This is a genomic window from Pseudomonas schmalbachii, from assembly GCF_017589465.1.
In the GTDB taxonomy this organism is placed as follows: domain Bacteria; phylum Pseudomonadota; class Gammaproteobacteria; order Pseudomonadales; family Pseudomonadaceae; genus Pseudomonas; species Pseudomonas schmalbachii.
Genome location: NZ_JAELYA010000036.1, coordinates 1 through 263, shown reverse-complemented (window position 1 = coordinate 263; position 263 = coordinate 1). Strand labels below are relative to the sequence as shown.

The window sequence follows — 263 nt, the reverse complement described above, 5'->3', positions numbered from 1 at the left end:
GTGAGGCTTGACCATATAACACCCAAGCAATCTGCGGATTGCGGTGTAGTGGTGAAGTCGACGAACCGAAAGTTCGTGAGAACCGCAAATGACACCGAAAGATCACATACCCGAATTGGGGTGAGCGCGAAAGCGGGCATCCGAAAGAATTGCTTGACGACCATAGAGCGTTGGAACCACCTGATCCCATCCCGAACTCAGTAGTGAAACGACGCATCGCCGATGGTAGTGTGGGGTCTCCCCATGTGAGAGTAGGTCATCGT

General features: G+C 52.9%; 1 rRNA gene. It reads left to right on the top strand.

The window, feature by feature from the left end:
* Nucleotides 1-152: 152 nt before the first annotated feature.
* A 5S ribosomal RNA gene (gene rrf / locus JFY56_RS24240) occupies nucleotides 153-263 on the top strand; the annotation flags it as partial.